Here is a 13,205-nt window from a genome sequence, read left to right on the forward strand (position 1 = left end):
CAATGGCCCATCCGTTTCCCGATACCGTCGAGCATTGGAGCATCGACCGGCTGATCCCCTATGGCCGCAATGCGCGGACCCATTCGGACGGCCAGGTCGCCCAGATCGCTGCCAGCATGGTGGAGTTCGGCTGGACCAACCCGGTGCTGGCCGACAGCAAGGGCAACGTCATCGCCGGGCATGGCCGACTGGCCGCCGCCAAATCCCTCGGCCTGGATACGGTGCCGGTGGTGATCCTCGACCATCTGACCGAGGCCCAGCGCCGCGCCTATATTTTGGCTGACAACAAGCTTGCTCTCAATGCGGGATGGGATGAAGAAACCCTGGCGGCGGAGCTGCACGCGCTGAACGGCGATGGCTACGATCTCGGCGTCATCGGCTTCTCCGACGAGGAGTTGGACGCCCTGATGGCTCCCCTTGATGACGAGGGCGACGGCCAGGGTGATGAAACCGGTGAGGACGAGGTGCCGGAACCGCCCGCCGATCCGGTGACGCGGCCGGGTGATCTGTGGATCTTGGGCCAACATCGCCTGCTTTGCGGCGACAGCACCATCCTGGCCGATGTGGAGAAGGTGCTGGGTGGCCCCCCCGCTAACATGTGTTTCACCGACAGCCCGTACAACGTTGATTACGGCGCACCGGGCAAGGGAGGCAAAGGCCGTCGCATCCTCAACGATGCCCTGGGCGGCGGGTTCAAGCAGTTCCTGTACGACGTCTGCGTTAACATCCTGGCCGTGACCAAGGGTGCGGTCTACATGTGCATGTCGTCGTCGGAGTTGCACACCTTACAAAGCGCCTTCCTGGAGGCTGGCGGGCACTGGTCGACGTTCATCATCTGGGCCAAGAACACCTTCACCCTGGGGCGCTCGGATTATCAGCGCCAATATGAACCGATCCTGTACGGCTGGAAGGAAGGTGGCGGCCATTACTGGTGCGGCGCCCGCGACCAGGGGGACGTCTGGTCGATCAACAAACCGGCCCGGAACGACCTCCATCCGACCATGAAGCCGGTGGAACTGGTGGAACGGGCTATCGGTAATTCATCGCGGGAGAACGAGATCATCCTCGATCCGTTCGGCGGTTCCGGCACCACCCTGATCGCCTGCGAACGCATGGGGCGGCAGGCTCGGCTGCTGGAACTCGACCCCAAATACGTCGATGTCATCGTCCTGCGTTGGCAGGAGCAGACTGGCGAAGCAGCCATTCTGGATGGTGATGGCCGCTGCTTCGACGACATCGCCGCCGGGAAGGCGGTCAGCGCCGGGTGATCCGGCGCAGGGAATGCTGGTATTTGGCGTCGGAAGGTTTCCAGTTAAGCGGCTTGCAGCCGAGTCGTAGATCACGGTTCCAGAATTCCAGGATCTGCTGGTTGGAATAGCCCCGGCCCCGGAAGTACTCGAAATCGGTCTGCGACCATTGAGGATGGGCCTTCAGGGCCGCGGTGGGGCGGACGGTCAACCGGGCCGCCATGGTCACTTCGCCTCCTGGCCAGCGGTAAATGCGGCTTCCAGGGCCTTCTTGATCTGCCAAACCGACAACTCGTGGAAGTCGAGGCGGTCGCTGTTGCGGGTGTCCAGGGTTTCCAGGTTCAGGATCTGGGTGGCGATCTCGGTCAGGGCTTGGTCTCGGGTTTTCATGCTCTTGGCCTTCCGTTGTGGTGGGGCCAGTACCGCTCTATGTCGCCGACAGATCAAGTCGATTAAGCGTGCAATTTCAATAAGGTGATCGATTGCATCAATCTCGCCGCATGTCCATGGTTGAGGCCGCCGCCAACGTGGTGATCGGTTACGGCATCGCGGTCGCCACCCAGGTGCTGGTGTTCCCGATCTTCGGCATTCACATCACCATGGCCGATGATCTGGCGATCGGCTTGGTGTTCGCCGTGGTGTCTTTGGCTCGGGGCTTCATGCTGAGGCGGGTCTTTGAACGGCTCCGGTGACAAATTGGCGACATGCCCTTAATCTTCTTCCGGGATTCTTGTCCGGGAAGGAAAAACAGCATGAGCAAGACCGCGATTTCCAAAGCCATTCGCACCGCCACCGGCTGCACCGCCGCCCAGGCCGACGAAGCTGTCGATGCCTTGGTGGCCACCATTCTGGATGGCGTGAAGTCCGAAGGCCGCTTCCGGATGATTGGATTTGGGACCTTCTCGAAGTCCGAGCGCCCGGCCCGGCAGGGCCGCAATCCCCAGACCGGCAAGACCATTGAGATCGCGGCGTCCTCGACCATCAAGTTCAAAGCGTCGTCGTCGCTGAAGAAGTAGGCTGAAGAATGGCGGTTGATCCCGAGCAGGTGGCGCGCAGCGCGGACGATCTGATCGATCACTACGGTCAAACCGCTCTCGAAGTAGCCCGCCAGCAGGCTGAACGTGCGTCGAGGACAGGTGATCATCCTGCCCTCGATCTCGCCCTGATGGTTTTGACGGAAATCGAGCGCCGTCAGACTGCAGAATCCAATTTGTAAACCCGGCCCCGGCCTTCGATCTTCTCGCTGGTGACGTCCAGGCCGAGCTTCTTCTTTAAGGCCCCGGCGATGGCTCCCCTCGCAGTGTGGGCCAACCACCCGAACTCGGCGGTGATTTCGGCGATGCTGCTGCCCTCGGGCCGCTTCAGCATGGCGATCAGCGCCTCTTGCTTGGTGCCTTCGCGGGGCTTGCGGGCCGGTTTCGCGACGTGGGCGTCCGTGGGCGGGGATTCTGCCTCGTCGGCCATGTCAGTCGCCGGTTCTTCTTCCGGCGCCGTGTCCGCGCCCGTGTCGGCGACAATGCCCAACGCCGTGTAGGCGGCGGCCGTGGCAACTAGCGTTAGCGGGGTTCTGTCGTCGTCTTCGCGCCAGACCGGGGCACCGGCTTCAACCGGTATCGCCTCGATCAAGCCCTTCTTGATCATGCTGGTCAGCACCATGTCGACTGCGCCGCCCTTCAAGGATGTGGTGATCGGCAGGACCAGCCCGCCCTCGCGGGCGCAGGCAGCGGACAGGATGACGGACTGGGTATCGGAAAGTTGAATCGTGGTCATGGTGGTTCCTCTCGGGTGCGGCGCGGTCAATCCGCGCCCTGTACCACCCCGAGCCCAACCGGGCGGACCCGGTCGAGCGATGCGGGAACCAAGGACGTCAGGCGGCCATGTTGGCCAGAAGGCGTCGGGCTTCGTAAATGGCCGTCCACATGGCGCGGTCATCGGCTGGCCCGTCGGTTGTTTCGATCTCGGTGGCTGCGCGGTCGATGGCCCGCAGCGTTTTCACCATGGCGGCATTATCAGTGCGCAGGCGGTCGAGTTCGGCGGAGTCGGTCATCTATGTCTCCTTATCTTGACGGTGCTGCCGACGAGGCCCGACGTCAGGCTGCCGCGTCGGCCATGACCTCGAAATGGGTGACGAAGCCGGTGAGGTAGGGCAGCCCGTGCGGGATTCCGGTTTCCCGCGCCGTTCGGCGGCTGATGGTCCAGGCCATCCAGCGGGCCTCCGCCGCATCGATCGCCGCCGCCAGCCCGAGACCGCGAAACAATCCGTTCGCGACGTCGTCGGCGAAGTGGCGGCCTTGGGTGCTGTCGAGGAAATCGCGTACCGCCGTGTCGGGGCAGCCGGTGACGAGTTGGATCGCTGGCATCGCCAGTTCCCAGGCTTCGGTCGGGTCGGCGTGGTCGTGGATCGTTCCGAAGAATCCAAAATCAATATTGGCGGTGGGGAGGATGGTGTTGGGCATGCTGGTCTCCTCTGTTCGTGGAACCATCCATCGCTCTGTCGGCCCGGCACATCAACTGGAATAGCGGATCATTTCCTTTCGTTTTAAGGCTTCGATCATGGGGGTGTCCGTTCGCGAATATGCCCGCAGGCGTGGTGTCAGCCATACCGCCGTGCGCAAGGCGGTTCAGACGGGCCGGATTCCACAGGAGCCCCATGGCACCATCGACCCGGTAAAGGCCGACGCCGCCTGGGATTCCCAGACCGACCCGGCCCGTAAGGCGGCAGCACCGCCGCCCTCAATGCCATCCCCCACCCCGAAGCCATCCTCGTCGCCATCACTCCAGCGCGAGACCGTTCCGCCATTGCCCAGCACCTCCGGCGCCACCTTCAACCAAGCCCGCACGGCCCATGAAGTCGCCAAGGCCCAGAAAGCCCGTATCCAGGTGGACCGCCTCAAGGAAGAGGTGGTCGATCGGGCGCGGGCCACCGCCCTGGTGTTCAAGTTGGCCCGGCAGGAACGCGATTCCTGGATCACCTGGCCGGCGCGGGTCGCCGGGCAGATGGCCGCGGAGATCGGCATCGACCCGCATGTGATGCAGACCCTGCTGGAAGCCCATGTCCACGCCCATCTCGACGAACTCGCCGCCATCGAGCCGAACTTCCGATGACGCGCTTGGGTTCCGTGGGGCCGATGCTGTGCTGCTGGCATGGCAGGACGGGATGCGTCCTGATCCCCGCCTGACCGTTTCCCAATGGGCCGATCAGCACCGCATGCTGTCCAGCCGGGCCTCGGCGGAACCGGGCCGGTACCGCACGGCCCGTACCCCTTACATGCGCGACATCATGGACGCGCTGTCGCCTACCAATCCGGTACAGCGGGTGGTGTTCATGAAGGCGGCCCAGGTGGGGGCGACCGAAGCCGGGTGCTGCTTCATCGGCTTCGTCATCCACCATGCGCCGGGGCCGATGCTCTGCGTCCAGCCGACGGTGGAGATGGCGAAACGGGCGTCCCGCCAGCGCATCGACCCGCTGATCGAGGAAAGCCCGGCCATCCGGGAACGGGTCAAACCGGCCCGCTCGCGCGACGCCGGCAATACCATGCTATCGAAGGACTTTCCCGGCGGCACCCTGGTGCTGACCGGCGCCAATAGCGCGGTGGGCCTTCGCTCCATGCCGGCCCGGTACCTGTTTCTCGACGAGGTCGACGCCTATCCGGCTTCCGCCGACGACGAAGGCGATCCGGTGGGGTTGGCCGAGGCGCGGTCTCTGACCTTCGCCCATCGCCGAAAGGTGTTCCTGGCCTCGACGCCGACCATCCGGGGCATGTCGCGGATCGAGCGGGAATACGAGGCCAGCGACCAGCGCCGGTTCTTCGTGCCGTGCCCCCATTGCGGGACCATGCAGTGGCTGAAATTCGAGCGGCTGCGCTGGGACAAGGGCCGCCCCGAGACGGTGCGCTATCACTGCGAAGCCTGCGAGCAGGAGATCGCCGAGCACCACAAAGGCGCCATGCTGGCGGCAGGCGTTTGGCGGGCGACGGCCACGGGCACTGATCCCGGTACCATCGGCTTTCACATCTCGGCGCTGTATTCGCCGCCGGGCTGGCAGTCGTGGCGGGACATCGTCCGCCTGTGGGAAGCGGCGCAAGGAAATGACGATGCCCTGCGGGTGTTCAAGAACACCGTGCTGGGCGAAACCTGGACCGAATCCGGCGAGGCCCCAGACTGGCAGCGGCTCTATGACCGCCGCGAAACCTGGGCCAATGGCAGTGTGCCGGAAGGCGGGTTGTTCCTCACCGCCGGGGCCGATGTCCAGAAGGACCGCGTCGAGATCGATGTCTGGGCCTGGGGCCGCAACCTGGAAAGCTGGCTGGTAGACCACATCGTCATCGACGGCGGTCCCGAGAAGGCCGAGACATGGACGAGCCTGGAACAGGTGTTGGCGAAGACTTGGACCCATGCGAGCAGCGCGGCCCTGAAGATCGCCCGTCTCGCCATCGACTCTGGCTACGAGTCCTCGGCGGTCTACACCTGGGGCCGCAGGATGGGCGTTGGCCAAGTCTCGCCGATCAAGGGCGTCGAGGGCTTCAACCGCTCCAGCCCGGTGTCGGGGCCGACCTTTGTGGACGCTACCGAGGGCGGCAAGAAGGTGCGCCGTGGTGCCCGCCTCTGGACGGTGGCGGTGTCCACCTTCAAGTCGGAGACCTACCGGTACTTGCGCCTGGAGCGGCCCACCGACGAGGAACTGGCCGAGGGAATCCGTTTCCCGGCCGGAACGGTGCATCTGCCATCGTGGGCAGACTCGGAGTGGTGCAAGCAGTTCGTCGCCGAGCAGTTGGTGACGGTCAAGAACCGGCGCGGCTTCACCAAACTGGAATGGCAGAAGCTGCGCGAGCGCAACGAGGCGCTGGATTGCCGGGTTTATGCCCGCGCCGCCGTCTGGATCGTCGGCGCCGACCGCTGGTCAGAGGCCAAATGGCGGGATCTCGAGAAGCAGGTGGCGATGAACGACCGGCTTCCCGCCAGTGACCCGGAGGCGGGCCAGATCCGCCGCACCGTTCGTCGCCCCCGGCGGATCATCAAGTTCAGCGGAATGCACTGATCATGACTCTCGACGAGATGAAGGCTGAGCGCGAGCGGGTGCTGGCGCGACGCAACTCACTGGTGGCTCGCGTCACGGTTGGCGACCGCACCGTCCAATACGACCTGACCCAGGCCAACCATGTTCTGTCCGATCTCGACCGCCGCATCGCCGTGCTGGAGGGCAGGAAGCCCCGCCGCCGGATTCTCGCCGTCGCCACCAAGGGGCTGTGACCATGCTGGGGAGTTTCCGCCGTCGCCTCGGGGCCCTGATCGGCGGCTTCGAGGCCGCCCAGGGCAGCCGCCGACTCAAGGGATTCCAGCCCAGCCGCGCCCACGTCAACACCCTGGTGGCGGCCAGCGGCCCCGAGATCATTGCCCGCGCCCGCTATCTGGTCCGCAACAATGGTTACGCCCTCAACGCCACGGAAAGCTGGACCGGCAATTCGGTGGGTACCGGCATCAAGCCGTCATCGCTGATTGCCGACGCGGCGCTGAAAACCACGGTGCAGAAGCTGTGGCTGGCCTGGACCGACGAATCCGACGCCGAGGCGCTGACCGACTTCTATGGCCAGCAGCGCCGGGCCGCCAGGGAAGCGTTCATTGCCGGCGAGGTGTTCTTCCGCTTCCGCCCACGCCGGCCGGAGGACGGCCTGTCGGTGCCGCTGCAATTGCAGATGCTGCCGTCGGAAATGCTGCCACTGACCCGCAATGAGACCCTGCCCAGTGGCAACGTCATCCGCCAGGGCATCGAGTTCGACCGCATCGGTCGGCGGGCGGCCTATTGGTTCCTGCGTCGCCATCCCGGCGACAGCACCGATCCCGGCATGATGGGCGAAACCGCCCGTGTTCCGGCCTCGGAGATCATCCACGTCATCGACCCGGTGGAATCCGGCCAGCTTCGCGGGGTGTCGCGACTGGCCCCGGCCATCGTCAAGCTGGCGCTGCTCGACCAATACGATGACGCCGAGCTGGAGCGCAAAAAGATCGCGGCCATGTACGCGATGTTCGTGACGTCTCCAGCTCCCGCCGACGTCATCGACGCGGTTCCGGGCGAAGGGGGCGATGCCATCGTCGAAGTGCAGCCTGGCCAGGTGGTGCCGCTGGAACCGGGCGAGCAGATCCAGACCTCGGCTCCCGCCGATGTGGGCGGTTCCTATGAGCCGTTCCAGTACCGCACCATTCTGCAGATATCGGCCGCCACGGGGGTGCCTTACGCCTATCTCAGCAACGACATGCTGAAGGCCAACTATTCCAACTCCCGACTGGCTCTGCTGGAATTCCGCCGCCGGGTCGAGGCGTGGCAGCACGCGGTGATGGTCCACCAGCTATGCCGGGTGGTGTGGCAACGCTGGATGGATGTGGCGGTGCTGTCCGGGGCGCTCGACATCGCCGGCTACGAACGCCAGCGAGCCGGCTTCGTTGCCTGTTCCTGGCTGCCGCCGAAATGGGACTGGGTCGATCCTCTGAAGGACACCAAGGCCGAGCGGGAACAGATTGATGCCAAGCTCAAAAGCCGCACCCAGGCATTGGCCGAGCGCGGCTATGACGCCGAGCAGGTGGATGCCGAGATCGCCGCCGACCGCGAGCGGGAACACCGCTTGGGGCTGAACAGCGATCCGTCCACCGACCCCGCCCAACCAGCCTGAAGGTACCCAGCGATGCACGATTTGCCCCATCTGGCGGCCCGTCTCTACGGGACGCCGCTGCTGGTCGCCCGCAGCAAGCTGGATGTGATCCTCGGTGCCCTTGGCCCCCGGCTGGCCGGGCAGCCCATTTCCTTCGACGGTGACGCAGCTTCGACCGGCGATGTCGTGGTCACCGCCGACGGCATCGCCATCGTGCCGGTGATCGGCACCCTGGTGGCGCGGTCGGGATACCTGGGGGCGGCCAGCGGCCTGACAGCCTATTCGGACATCGCCGAGTCTATTGAGGCGGCGGCCACCGATCCCGGCATCCGCGCCATCCTGTTGGACGTGGATTCTTCCGGTGGCGAGGTCGGCGGGTTGTTCGATCTGGTCGACCACATCCAGGCCATCCGCAGCCAGTGTGGCAAGCCCATCTGGGCGGTAGCCGATGAAGCGGCGCTGTCGGCGGCCTATGCCATCGCCTGCACCGCCGACCGGCTTTATGTCACCCAGACCGGCGAGGTCGGCTCCATCGGCGTGGTCGCCGTCCACCGCGACGAATCGGGGGCCGATGCCCAGGCGGGGCTGGCCTGGACCTTCGTCCATGCCGGGGCCAGCAAGGTGGACGGGAACCCCCACCAGCCGCTGTCCGACTCTGCCCGTGCCGGTCTGCAGGCTGACGTCGATGCCCTTTATGGTCGCTTCGTCGCTCTGGTGGCCCGGTGCCGCAAGCAGCCGCCGGAGGCGATCCGCGCCACCGAGGCTGCGGTCTATCGCGGTGACCAGGCGGTGGCCGCCGGTCTGGCCGACAAGGTCGGCACGCTCCGCGTTGCCCTGGCCGATCTCGGCGCCACCCTGGCGCGCCCGTCTATCCGTTCCCCCGTCCTGTCCAAACCCAAGGAGACCACCATGTCCGAGCAAACGGGGGACATCCCCGTCATCGAAGCCGAGCGCCCCACTCCAGCAGCCACTGTTCCGGTGCCCGGCGCAGTAACCGCCCAGGTGGAACAGCGTCTGCGGGCCGAATATTCCGAAATCAGCGCCATCGCCGCCCAGGCCGCCCGACTGGGCGTCACCATCGATCCCGCCGAGGCCATGGCCAAGGGCATCCGCCCCGAGGCGCTGCGTCGCACCGTGCTGGAGCAACTGGCCGAGCGCTCCGAGGCCACCGACGTGGTGGCCGCCGCTCCGGCGGGAGCCGCCCCCAAGTCCGAAACCGAAAGCCCCATCATCCGGCGTGCCCGCGAAGCCGCCGCCCGGAAATAACGGAGATCACCCATGTCCGTGCTGACCATGGCGCCCACCCTGGGCGATCTGCTGAAGTTTGAACTGAACGCCAGCTACACCCGCGAGACCGTCACCCTGAAGGCGGGAACCAGTTATCCCCTGGGTTCCGTGCTGGGCCGCATCACCGCCAGCGGCGAATTCCGTCTATCCCCCGCCGCCGAGGTGGTGGGGGACGAAGGGGCGGAAACCGCCATCGGCGTGCTGCTGGAAGCCGTTGATGCCACCGATGCCGCCGTCACCGGCCTGATCGCCGCCCGCGGCCCCGTCATCCTGGCCGATGCCGCCCTGGTGTTCGACGCCTCGGTCGATCAGCCGACCGAACGAGCAGCCAAGATTATCCAGCTTGCCACCGTGGGGCTGGTTGCCCGCGCCACCGTCTGATCGGAGCCTTTCCCATGACCCAGATCATCAATCCCTTCGACGTGGGCGGCTACTCGCTCGCCGAAATGACCCAAGCCATCAACATCCTGCCCAACCTGTACACCCGGTTGGGCCAGATGGGACTGTTCCGCTTCGAAGGCGTCACCCAGCGCAGCGTCATCATCGAGCAGGCCGAGGGTGTCCTCAACCTGCTGCCCACCGTTCCCCTGGGCGGCCCGGCCACCGTCGCGAACCGCGATGCCCGGAGCATGCGGTCGTTCACCGTGCCGTGGATTCCGCACGATGATTCCATCACCCCCCAGGACGTCCAGGGCGTGCGTGGCTTTGGCGTCGCCGATGCCGCCGATCCGCTGGCCACCGTCATGGAGCGCAAGCTGACCCGCATGCGCTCGAAGCACGCCCAGACCCGTGAATTCATGGAGGTCAACGCGCTCCGCGGCATCATCCGTGACGGCTCCGGGGCCACCCTCTACGACTACTTCAGCGAGTTCGCCCTGTCCCGCCAGCAGGTGGATTTCACCCTGGGCACCGCCACCACCAACGTCCAGAGCAAGATCCGTGATGTCCTGCGCAAGGTGGAGGTCGAGTTGAAGGGAGAGACCATGACCAGCGTGCTGGCCCTGGTCAGCCCGGAATTCTTCGACAAGCTGATCGGCCATGCCAAGGTCGAGCAGGCCTACCAGTACTTCTCCTCCACCGGCGCTCAGCCGCTCCGGGAAGACGTGCGCCGCCGCTTCCCCTTCGCCGGCATGGTGTTCGAGGAATACAGCGCTACCGTCACCCTCTCCACCGGGGCGACGGAAACCCTGATCCCGGCGGGCGAGGGCATCGCCTTCCCGCTCGGCACCATGGACACCTTCGTCACCTATGGCGCCCCGGCCAATTTGATCGAGACCGTCAACACCCTGGGCGTTCCCATGTATGCCCGGCAATTGGCCCGGCAGGACGGCAGCGCCATCGACGTCAAGACCGAGGCGTCCATCCTGCCGGTCAACAAGCGGCCCCGGCTGGCGGTGCGGTTGTTCTCGGGCAACTGATGAGCGCCTTCGCCGACGCCTTTGACGACCTGTTCGCCGATCCGAACATGGCCGTCACCGTCAGTTACCAGGGCCGCCCCGTGCGTGCCCTGGTGCGGCGGCCCGACCGTGAGATGGAATTCTCGGACATCACCTTCCATACCAGCACGGCGATGCTCGAGATCCGGCGACGGGATGTTCCGGCACCTCAGGCGGGGGACATCATCATCCATGACGGCGACAGCTTCGTCGTCCAGGGCGAACCCCGCCTGGACGCCGAGCGGCTGATCTGGACCTTGGACACGAGACCGGCATGAAACTGGCGGCGGCCCTTTCCGGTGATCTGCGCAAGATCATGGCCGAGGAGGTCAAGGATGCCGAAGACGCCGTCACCGCCGCCATGCGTCAAGCTGCCGATGGGCTGAAAGCGGAGCTTCGCCGCCAGATTACCGAGGCTGGCATGGGCCAGCGCCTCGCCAACACCTGGCGGGCCGAGCTTTATCCCAAGGGGCGTAAAAGCATCAAGGCGGCGGGCTTCATCTTCACCAGGGCTCCCACCATCATCCGCGCCTTCGACCAGGGTGCCGTGATCAAATCCAAGCACGGCTTCTGGTTGGCGATCCCCACGCCCGCCGCTGGCACCGGTGCCCGAGGCAAGCGCATGACGCCCGGCCTATGGGAACAGATGCACGGGAGCCGCCTGCGGTTCATCTATCGCCGGGGCGTGCCCTCGCTGCTGGTGGCCGAGAACATGCGGGCCCGCACCGGCAAGCGGGGGGGCTTCGCCAAGGGCAGCGCCTCGGCGCTCCGCACCGGACGCGGAATGACCACTGTGGTGATGTTTATCCTGGTGCCGCAGGTCTCGTTGCGAAAGCGACTGGACGTCAACGCCGCCGCCGAGCGTTGGGTTTCGGCGCTGCCGGAGCTGATTGTCAGGAATTGGCGGAATTAGGGTCCGTAACCGGCAGCATCCCGGCCACGCTATAGCTGGTGCGTTTGCTGCCGCCCGGATTGCGGACCAGAATGCCCCGTTCCAGCAGGTCATTGATGTCGCGTTGGGCGGTATCGACCGAGCATTTGCCGATGGCGGCCCACTTCTTGGCGGAAAGGTTGCCCTCGAATCCGTCCATGAAGCGATTGAGGACGGCCTTCTGCCGGGCCGACATCGGTTCGGAGGTGAAGCGCCGCCAGAATTCGGCTTTGCCCAGCACACCCTGGGCCGCCACTTCGGCGGCATCGATGGCTCGGCCATAGCATTGGACGAACCAGGACAGCCACGCGGTGATGTCGAGGCTGCCGCGCTGGGTCCGCTCCAGGATTTCGTAGTAGTGGCTGCGCTCCCGCTGGATCTGCGCCGACATGCTGTAGAAGCGCTGGCCGGTGCCCTCCATCTGGGCCAATGCGAGATCGGCGATGGTGCGGGCAATGCGGCCATTGCCGTCGTCGAACGGGTGGATAGTCACGAACCACAGATGGGCGACGGCGCTGCGCAGCAGGCCGTCCATTGGCGGGGTTTGATTGAACCAAGCCAGGAACTTCGCGATTTCGCTCCCGACCTGATTGGCTGGTGGGGCTTCATAATGGACCTTGGGGCGTTCAATCGGGCCGGACACCACCTGCATGGGGCCGGCACTGTCGGTGCGCCAGTCGCCAATGGTGATCTTGTGCAGCCCGGACCACCCGGTCGGGAAGAGCGCGGCATGCCACCCGAAGAGGCGTTGCTGTGCCAGGGGAATCGCATGGTTGCGTAGGGCATCGAGCATCATCTCGACGATGCCGTCGATTTTGCGATCCGGGGGCAGCAGGCCGCCGTCCGGCAGCCCTAAACGCCGGGCTACAGAAGAGCGGACGCTGGCCATATCCAGCCTCTCGCCCTCGATCTCCGAGGTCTTGATCACGTCTTCGGTGGTGGCCCGGAGTTCCGCCTCGCACTGAAGGTCGAAACCGAGACGCTGCATCTGGCCAAGCAGATGCCCCTGCTTGTGTCGGGCTTCCGCCAGGGGCATCAGCAACGCTTGGGCATCCCAGCGGAATTGGGGCCAGTCGTCTTCTCTCCAGATGTACACGGCATTTCTCCGCAGAAGTTACGGAGAATATGGCGTCATTCGCTGCAGGCAGCAACGCAATTCACCGCACATGTTGCGGAGAATTTTGAGTTATTCGCCGCATGAGCAGTTATTCGAGATCGGGAAAGCATGCCGAGCATCCGCGAGAAAATTCTGTCCGCCCTGCTGGCGCGGCTGGAAACTGTCCCTGCCGCCACGGTGAAGCGTGAGGCGCCGCTGCCGGAAACAGTCCCCGCCGGTGGCCGGATCATCCTGCGCGACGGCGATCCCGGCGACCCGGAGGTGATCCTGTCGCCCGTCACCTATCTCTGGGAACACCAGAGCGAGATAGAAATCATCCTCCAGCGCGGCCAGGACGACGACAGTGCGGCATTGGACAACCTGCTGATGGCGGTGAGCGTCGCCCTGGCCGCCGACCGTTCCCTCGGTGGTCTGGCGGAATGGCTGGTTTGGGGCGCACCCAAGACTTCCGGCCTCGCCATCGATGGGGCCGCATCCTTACGTGGTGCCACGGTGCCGGTCACCATCCATTACGCCAGCGACGATCCGCTGGGCTGATTTCCA

Annotated in this window: 20 protein-coding genes; 14 read left to right on the forward strand and 6 right to left on the reverse strand. The window is 65.3% G+C overall.

Annotated elements, in window-relative coordinates:
- Positions 1-2: 2 nt before the first annotated feature.
- On the forward strand, positions 3-1,268 hold the full coding sequence (locus A6A04_RS04965; protein ID WP_216636079.1) for a site-specific DNA-methyltransferase: 1,266 nt from the start codon (positions 3-5) through the stop codon (positions 1,266-1,268).
- Here A6A04_RS04965 and A6A04_RS04970 read toward each other — a convergent pair.
- Complete coding sequence (locus A6A04_RS04970) at positions 1,255-1,470, reverse strand: hypothetical protein (protein ID WP_024080778.1); 216 nt, start codon at positions 1,468-1,470, stop codon at positions 1,255-1,257. The two genes, A6A04_RS04965 and A6A04_RS04970, sit on opposite strands and share 14 nt — an antisense overlap.
- Before the next feature lie 2 nt (positions 1,471-1,472).
- Positions 1,473-1,637: a DUF6900 domain-containing protein gene (locus tag A6A04_RS22655; protein ID WP_172822733.1), complete on the reverse strand. Its 165-nt coding sequence runs from the start codon at positions 1,635-1,637 to the stop codon at positions 1,473-1,475.
- A gap of 110 nt (positions 1,638-1,747) precedes the next feature.
- On the opposite strand from A6A04_RS22655, the gene A6A04_RS04975 reads away from it, so the two are divergent.
- The 3 genes from A6A04_RS04975 to A6A04_RS22195 are packed head-to-tail and all read left to right on the forward strand — an operon-like array spanning position 1,748 to position 2,463.
- Entirely contained in the window at positions 1,748-1,939 is a 192-nt protein-coding gene (locus tag A6A04_RS04975) for a DUF7220 family protein (protein WP_245651077.1), read from the forward strand.
- 60 nt (positions 1,940-1,999) lie between these two features.
- Positions 2,000-2,263, forward strand: coding sequence for an HU family DNA-binding protein (locus A6A04_RS04980; protein WP_024080781.1), 264 nt, complete (start codon positions 2,000-2,002; stop codon positions 2,261-2,263).
- A gap of 8 nt (positions 2,264-2,271) precedes the next feature.
- Positions 2,272-2,463 (forward strand): hypothetical protein, encoded by a 192-nt coding sequence (locus A6A04_RS22195; RefSeq protein ID WP_156612482.1) that lies wholly within the window; start codon positions 2,272-2,274, stop codon positions 2,461-2,463.
- On the opposite strand, the gene A6A04_RS04985 is transcribed toward A6A04_RS22195, so the two are convergent.
- The 3 genes from A6A04_RS04985 to A6A04_RS04995 all read right to left on the reverse strand — a co-directional run bounded on the left by A6A04_RS04985 (position 2,439) and on the right by A6A04_RS04995 (position 3,703).
- Entirely contained in the window at positions 2,439-3,017 is a 579-nt protein-coding gene (locus A6A04_RS04985; RefSeq protein ID WP_068490504.1) for a DUF3489 domain-containing protein, read from the reverse strand. The genes A6A04_RS22195 and A6A04_RS04985 overlap by 25 nt on opposite strands.
- 97 nt (positions 3,018-3,114) lie before the next feature.
- Entirely contained in the window at positions 3,115-3,294 is a 180-nt protein-coding gene (locus tag A6A04_RS04990) for a hypothetical protein (protein ID WP_068490506.1), read from the reverse strand.
- 43 nt (positions 3,295-3,337) lie between these two features.
- Positions 3,338-3,703: a hypothetical protein gene (locus A6A04_RS04995; protein WP_068490508.1), complete on the reverse strand. Its 366-nt coding sequence runs from the start codon at positions 3,701-3,703 to the stop codon at positions 3,338-3,340.
- 97 nt (positions 3,704-3,800) lie between these two features.
- On the opposite strand from A6A04_RS04995, the gene A6A04_RS05000 reads away from it, so the two are divergent.
- The 9 genes from A6A04_RS05000 to A6A04_RS05040 are packed head-to-tail and all read left to right on the forward strand — an operon-like array spanning position 3,801 to position 11,527.
- Positions 3,801-4,352: an elements of external origin gene (locus tag A6A04_RS05000; RefSeq protein ID WP_068490510.1), complete on the forward strand. Its 552-nt coding sequence runs from the start codon at positions 3,801-3,803 to the stop codon at positions 4,350-4,352.
- Between the two features lie 52 nt (positions 4,353-4,404).
- Entirely contained in the window at positions 4,405-6,285 is a 1,881-nt protein-coding gene (locus tag A6A04_RS05005; RefSeq protein ID WP_216636080.1) for a phage terminase large subunit family protein, read from the forward strand.
- 2 nt (positions 6,286-6,287) lie between these two features.
- Positions 6,288-6,497 carry a hypothetical protein gene (locus tag A6A04_RS05010; RefSeq protein WP_068490515.1) on the forward strand — a complete coding sequence of 70 codons (210 nt, stop codon included), beginning with the start codon at positions 6,288-6,290 and terminating at the stop codon, positions 6,495-6,497.
- Positions 6,498-6,499: 2 nt separating this feature from the next.
- Complete coding sequence (locus A6A04_RS05015; protein WP_068490516.1) at positions 6,500-7,912, forward strand: phage portal protein; 1,413 nt, start codon at positions 6,500-6,502, stop codon at positions 7,910-7,912.
- Positions 7,913-7,924: 12 nt separating this feature from the next.
- Positions 7,925-9,157: a S49 family peptidase gene (locus A6A04_RS05020; RefSeq protein WP_068490518.1), complete on the forward strand. Its 1,233-nt coding sequence runs from the start codon at positions 7,925-7,927 to the stop codon at positions 9,155-9,157.
- Positions 9,158-9,169: 12 nt separating this feature from the next.
- Positions 9,170-9,559 carry a head decoration protein gene (locus A6A04_RS05025; protein WP_068490520.1) on the forward strand — a complete coding sequence of 130 codons (390 nt, stop codon included), beginning with the start codon at positions 9,170-9,172 and terminating at the stop codon, positions 9,557-9,559.
- 14 nt (positions 9,560-9,573) lie between these two features.
- A complete protein-coding gene (locus A6A04_RS05030) occupies positions 9,574-10,596 on the forward strand; it encodes a major capsid protein (RefSeq protein WP_068490521.1) in 1,023 nt (340 codons plus the stop codon).
- The gene (locus A6A04_RS05035; RefSeq protein WP_068490523.1) at positions 10,596-10,892 is read left to right on the forward strand and encodes a head-tail joining protein; all 297 of its coding nucleotides are present in this window, start codon (positions 10,596-10,598) and stop codon (positions 10,890-10,892) included. Before A6A04_RS05030 ends, A6A04_RS05035 begins: the two co-directional genes overlap by 1 nt.
- Entirely contained in the window at positions 10,889-11,527 is a 639-nt protein-coding gene (locus A6A04_RS05040) for a DUF6441 family protein (RefSeq protein ID WP_068490525.1), read from the forward strand. The genes A6A04_RS05035 and A6A04_RS05040 overlap by 4 nt, the downstream gene beginning before the upstream one ends.
- Here A6A04_RS05040 and A6A04_RS05045 read toward each other — a convergent pair.
- A complete protein-coding gene (locus A6A04_RS05045; RefSeq protein ID WP_068490527.1) occupies positions 11,508-12,641 on the reverse strand; it encodes a Fic family protein in 1,134 nt (377 codons plus the stop codon). The two genes, A6A04_RS05040 and A6A04_RS05045, sit on opposite strands and share 20 nt — an antisense overlap.
- 129 nt (positions 12,642-12,770) lie before the next feature.
- Between A6A04_RS05045 and A6A04_RS05050 the strand changes: the two genes are divergently transcribed.
- Positions 12,771-13,199 (forward strand): acyl-CoA transferase, encoded by a 429-nt coding sequence (locus A6A04_RS05050; protein ID WP_068490528.1) that lies wholly within the window; start codon positions 12,771-12,773, stop codon positions 13,197-13,199.
- Positions 13,200-13,205: the final 6 nt, after the last annotated feature.

The organism is Paramagnetospirillum marisnigri (assembly GCF_001650715.1).
Taxonomy (GTDB): domain Bacteria; phylum Pseudomonadota; class Alphaproteobacteria; order Rhodospirillales; family Magnetospirillaceae; genus Phaeospirillum; species Phaeospirillum marisnigri.

Coding starts and splice junctions, on each gene's coding strand:
- A6A04_RS22195 (WP_156612482.1), top strand. CDS start 2,272: ATGGCGGTTGATCCCGAGCAGGTGGCGCGCAGCGCGGACGATCTGATC.
- A6A04_RS05005 (WP_216636080.1), top strand. CDS start 4,405: ATGCGTCCTGATCCCCGCCTGACCGTTTCCCAATGGGCCGATCAGCAC.
- A6A04_RS05015 (WP_068490516.1), top strand. CDS start 6,500: ATGCTGGGGAGTTTCCGCCGTCGCCTCGGGGCCCTGATCGGCGGCTTC.
- A6A04_RS05010 (WP_068490515.1), top strand. CDS start 6,288: ATGACTCTCGACGAGATGAAGGCTGAGCGCGAGCGGGTGCTGGCGCGA.
- A6A04_RS04985 (WP_068490504.1), bottom strand. CDS start 3,017: ATGACCACGATTCAACTTTCCGATACCCAGTCCGTCATCCTGTCCGCT.
- A6A04_RS04990 (WP_068490506.1), bottom strand. CDS start 3,294: ATGACCGACTCCGCCGAACTCGACCGCCTGCGCACTGATAATGCCGCC.
- A6A04_RS04965 (WP_216636079.1), top strand. CDS start 3: ATGGCCCATCCGTTTCCCGATACCGTCGAGCATTGGAGCATCGACCGG.
- A6A04_RS04995 (WP_068490508.1), bottom strand. CDS start 3,703: ATGCCCAACACCATCCTCCCCACCGCCAATATTGATTTTGGATTCTTC.
- A6A04_RS05040 (WP_068490525.1), top strand. CDS start 10,889: ATGAAACTGGCGGCGGCCCTTTCCGGTGATCTGCGCAAGATCATGGCC.
- A6A04_RS05000 (WP_068490510.1), top strand. CDS start 3,801: ATGGGGGTGTCCGTTCGCGAATATGCCCGCAGGCGTGGTGTCAGCCAT.
- A6A04_RS05025 (WP_068490520.1), top strand. CDS start 9,170: ATGTCCGTGCTGACCATGGCGCCCACCCTGGGCGATCTGCTGAAGTTT.
- A6A04_RS05050 (WP_068490528.1), top strand. CDS start 12,771: ATGCCGAGCATCCGCGAGAAAATTCTGTCCGCCCTGCTGGCGCGGCTG.
- A6A04_RS04970 (WP_024080778.1), bottom strand. CDS start 1,470: ATGGCGGCCCGGTTGACCGTCCGCCCCACCGCGGCCCTGAAGGCCCAT.
- A6A04_RS05035 (WP_068490523.1), top strand. CDS start 10,596: ATGAGCGCCTTCGCCGACGCCTTTGACGACCTGTTCGCCGATCCGAAC.
- A6A04_RS04975 (WP_245651077.1), top strand. CDS start 1,748: ATGTCCATGGTTGAGGCCGCCGCCAACGTGGTGATCGGTTACGGCATC.
- A6A04_RS05030 (WP_068490521.1), top strand. CDS start 9,574: ATGACCCAGATCATCAATCCCTTCGACGTGGGCGGCTACTCGCTCGCC.
- A6A04_RS22655 (WP_172822733.1), bottom strand. CDS start 1,637: ATGAAAACCCGAGACCAAGCCCTGACCGAGATCGCCACCCAGATCCTG.
- A6A04_RS05020 (WP_068490518.1), top strand. CDS start 7,925: ATGCACGATTTGCCCCATCTGGCGGCCCGTCTCTACGGGACGCCGCTG.
- A6A04_RS04980 (WP_024080781.1), top strand. CDS start 2,000: ATGAGCAAGACCGCGATTTCCAAAGCCATTCGCACCGCCACCGGCTGC.